Below are 3990 nucleotides of genomic sequence, written 5' to 3' on the forward strand. Positions count from 1 at the left end.
AGCGATGGCACCTCAATCAACCACGAAGGCCGCGCACAGCGCTTCTTCCAGGTTTACGATCCCGCTTATTACGATGATAGCGTAGTGATGCTGGAAAGCTGGCGCTGGTTGCGTTCGCTGCACAGCGCGGTTGAGAGCCGTCACATCGACTGGACTCAGCTGGATCACGTGATTGATGCCACCGTTGCGGCGCTGCCACAGCTGAAAGGCATTAAGGATGCTGCGCCAGACGCCGGCTTCCGTATCCGCGGTCAAAAACTGGCACGTTCACCGCACCGTAACAGTGGCCGTACTGCGATGCGCGCCAACATCAGCGTGCATGAACCGCGCCAGCCGCAAGATAAAGACACAATGTTTGCCTTCTCCATGGAAGGTAACAACCAACCAAGCGCACCGCGTTCGCAGATTCCATTTGCCTGGGCGCCAGGCTGGAACTCACCGCAGGCATGGAATAAGTTCCAGGCTGAAGTGGGCGGCAAACTGCGTCATGGCGATCCGGGCGTACGTCTGTTTGAAGCCAGCGATCGCTCGCTGCCGTGGTTTACCGCGATTCCGGAAAGCTTTGTTGAAGGCAGCCAGTGGCGCGTCGCACCTTACTACCAGCTGTTTGGTAGCGAGGAGATGACCCAGCGTTCAACCACCTTCCAGAAACGCATGTCACCGGCCACGCTGGTGATTAACCCGGCTGATGCTGAGAAGCTGGGCGTCAATAACGGTGCTTCCGTTGAGCTGGTCTGTGCAGGCGAAACACTGCGCTTGCCGGTACGTTTCTCTGCGTCGCTGCAAGCAGGGCAGGTTGGTTTACCGCTCGGTATGCCGGGTGTGCCGCCGTTCCTCTCAGGTGCGCAAATTGACAAACTGCAGGAGGCCGCGCAATGAGTTGGCTGACACCGGACGTTATTGAAATCCTGATCAACATCGGCAAAGCGCTGGTCATCTTGTTGGTGGTTGTCGGTTGCGGTGCTTTCATGAGTTTTGCCGAGCGTCGTCTGCTCGGCCTGTGGCAGAACCGTTACGGACCGAACCGTGTTGGCTGGGGCGGCTCGCTGCAGCTGGCTGCCGACATGATTAAAATGTTCTTTAAAGAGGACTGGGTTCCACCGTTTACCGACCGCTTCATCTTTACGCTGGCGCCGGTTATCGCCTTCGTATCGCTGCTGCTGGCCTTCGCCATTGTGCCGGTTTCGCCAACCTGGATGGTCACCGACCTGAACATCGGTCTACTGTTCTTCCTGATGATGGCGGGTCTGGCGGTGTATGCGGTGCTGTTCGCGGGCTGGTCAAGTAACAACAAATACTCACTATTGGGTGCGATGCGTGCATCGGCGCAGACGCTGAGCTACGAAGTGTTCCTTGGTTTGTCACTGATGGGCGTGGTGGCGCAAGCCGGCTCGTTCAACATGAATGCCATCGTCGAAAGCCAGGCGCATCTGTGGAACATCATTCCTCAGTTCTTTGGCTTCCTTACCTTCTGCATCGCAGGCGTAGCGGTATGTCACCGTCATCCATTTGACCAACCAGAAGCAGAGCAGGAGCTGGCGGACGGTTACCACATCGAATACGCCGGTATGAAGTTCGGCCTGTTCTTCGTGGGTGAATACGTGGCGATCACCACCGTATCAGCGTTGATCGTGACGCTGTTCTTCGGTGGCTGGCACGGTCCGTTCCTGCCGCCATTCATCTGGTTCGCTCTGAAAACAGCGTTCTTTATGGTGATGTTTATCCTGATTCGTGCTGCGCTGCCGCGTCCACGCTATGACCAGGTGCTGTCGTTCGGCTGGAAAGTGTGTCTGCCGTTGACGCTGTTGAACCTGCTGGCGACCGCCGCAGTGATTCTGTACACCGCGCAGTAAGGGACATTGAGATGACTTTAAAAGATATTGTCGTTGGCTTCGGCACGACAGTGCGCAGTATCTGGATGATAGGCATGCATGCCTTCGCCAAGCGCGAAACCCAAATGTATCCGGAAGAGCCGGTTTACCTGCCGCCACGTTACCGTGGCCGTATCGTGCTGACGCGCGATCCGGACGGCGCTGAGCGTTGTGTTGCCTGTAACTTATGTGCGGTAGCTTGTCCTGTAGGTTGTATCTCACTGCAGAAAGCCGAGACGCACGATGGACGCTGGTATCCGGAATTCTTCCGCATCAACTTCTCACGCTGCATCTTCTGCGGCCTGTGTGAAGAGGCTTGCCCAACCACCGCGATTCAGCTGACACCCGATTTCGAATTGGGTGAATTTAAGCGTCAGGATCTGGTGTATGAGAAAGAAGACCTGCTGATTTCCGGTCCGGGTAAATATCCGGAGTACAACTTCTATCGTATGGCTGGTATGGCGATCGACGGAAAAGAGAAGGGCGAAGCGGAAAACGAAGCCAAGCCGATCGACGTCAAAGGGTTGTTACCTTAAGGAGCCAGGTATGGAATTTGCGTTTTATCTTTGCGGACTGGTGGCGGTGTTGACGACGCTGCGCGTCATCACCCACACCAATCCGGTACATGCGCTGCTGTACCTGATCGTTTCGCTACTGTCGATTGCAGGCGTGTTCTTCTCAATGGGCGCCTACTTTGCCGGTGCGCTGGAAATCATCGTCTACGCGGGCGCCATCATGGTGCTGTTCGTCTTCGTGGTAATGATGTTGAACCTGGGCAAAACCCAGCAGGATCAGGAGCGCGAGTGGCTGAAGCCCTCGCTGTGGATTGGTCCAGGCATCGTCTCATTACTGCTGCTGGCGGTAATGATTTACGCGATTAGCACGGCAACCGATCAAGGCATTGATGGCACCGTCATCGACGCTAAAGCAGTCGGTATCAGCTTGTTTGGTCCCTATGTTCTGGCGGTGGAGCTGGCATCAATGCTGCTGCTCGCCGGTCTGGTCGTGGCCTTCCATATTGGACGTGAAGAGCGTCATGGCGAAGTGCTGAGCAACCGTCAAGCTGATGCGCAAGCGAATAAGGAGGATCACGCATGATCCCGTTACAACACGGCCTGATGCTGGCCGCTGTGCTGTTTGTTCTCGGCCTGACCTCCGTGGTGCTGCGTCGTAACATCCTGTTTATGCTGATTGGTCTGGAAATCATGATCAACGCCTCCGCGTTAGCGCTGGTGGTAGCAGGCAGCTATTGGGGACAAGCTGATGGTCAGGTGATGTACATCCTGGCGATCAGCCTTGCGGCGGCGGAAGCGAGTATTGGTCTGGCGCTGTTGCTCCAGCTCTATCGTCGTCGTCAGACGCTGAACATTGACACAGTGAGCGAGATGCGCGGATGAATCTTCTCTATTTAACCGTATTATTTCCGCTGATTGGCTTCCTGCTATTGGCATTTTCACGCGGTCGCTGGTCGGAGAACCTGTCGGCAGCAATCGGTATGGGTTCTGTTGGTCTGGCAGCATTAACCACTATTTATGCCGGTTTCGACTTCTTCAACCAGGGTCAGCAGCCGTTCACGCAGGCGCTGTGGACCTGGATTCACGTCGGCAACTTTGACATTAAAGTGAATCTGGTGCTGGATGGTCTTTCGCTGACCATGCTGTCCGTCGTCACCGGCGTTGGCTTCTTCATCCACATGTTTGCTTCATGGTACATGCGTGGAGAAGAGGGGTATTCGCGCTTCTTCGCTTACACCAACCTGTTCATCGCGAGCATGGTGGTGTTGGTGCTGGCCGATAACCTGATGCTGATGTATCTCGGCTGGGAAGGCGTGGGCCTGTGCTCATATCTGTTGATTGGCTTCTACTACAGCAATCCAGAGAACGGCAAAGCGGCGATGAAAGCTTTTATCATCACCCGTGTAGGTGATGTGTTCCTCGCTTTCGCCTTGTTCATTCTTTACAACGAGCTGGGTACGCTGAACTTCCGTGAACTGGTTGAACTGGCTCCAGCGCACTTCGCTGCAGACAACCACATGCTGCAGTGGGCAACCCTGATGCTGTTGGGTGGCGCGGTCGGTAAATCTGCACAGCTGCCATTACAAACCTGGTTGGCGGATGCG

Annotated in this window: 6 protein-coding genes; all 6 read left to right on the forward strand. The window is 55.4% G+C overall.

Annotation, left to right across the window (positions count from 1 at the left end; genetic code table 11):
• On the forward strand, positions 1–879 hold an 879-nt coding region (locus RTY00_RS21215; protein WP_312666045.1), incomplete at its 5' end, for a molybdopterin dinucleotide binding domain-containing protein.
• Positions 876–1853 (forward strand): NADH-quinone oxidoreductase subunit NuoH, encoded by a 978-nt coding sequence (nuoH, locus tag RTY00_RS21220; RefSeq protein WP_008105140.1) that lies wholly within the window; start codon positions 876–878, stop codon positions 1851–1853. The genes RTY00_RS21215 and nuoH, both read left to right, overlap by 4 nt.
• A gap of 11 nt (positions 1854–1864) precedes the next feature.
• The gene (nuoI, locus tag RTY00_RS21225; RefSeq protein ID WP_312666046.1) at positions 1865–2407 is read left to right on the forward strand and encodes an NADH-quinone oxidoreductase subunit NuoI; all 543 of its coding nucleotides are present in this window, start codon (positions 1865–1867) and stop codon (positions 2405–2407) included.
• Between the two features lie 10 nt (positions 2408–2417).
• The gene (nuoJ, locus tag RTY00_RS21230; protein ID WP_008105138.1) at positions 2418–2969 is read left to right on the forward strand and encodes an NADH-quinone oxidoreductase subunit J; all 552 of its coding nucleotides are present in this window, start codon (positions 2418–2420) and stop codon (positions 2967–2969) included.
• Positions 2966–3268 (forward strand): NADH-quinone oxidoreductase subunit NuoK, encoded by a 303-nt coding sequence (gene nuoK / locus RTY00_RS21235; protein WP_007889334.1) that lies wholly within the window; start codon positions 2966–2968, stop codon positions 3266–3268. Before nuoJ ends, nuoK begins: the two co-directional genes overlap by 4 nt.
• Positions 3265–3990 (forward strand): proton-conducting transporter membrane subunit (locus RTY00_RS21240; protein WP_312666047.1); only part of this gene is annotated, 726 nt, incomplete at its 3' end. The genes nuoK and RTY00_RS21240, both read left to right, overlap by 4 nt.

The sequence above is a fragment of the Pantoea sp. CTOTU49201 genome (genome assembly GCF_032054795.1).
GTDB lineage: Bacteria > Pseudomonadota > Gammaproteobacteria > Enterobacterales > Enterobacteriaceae > Pantoea > Pantoea symbiotica.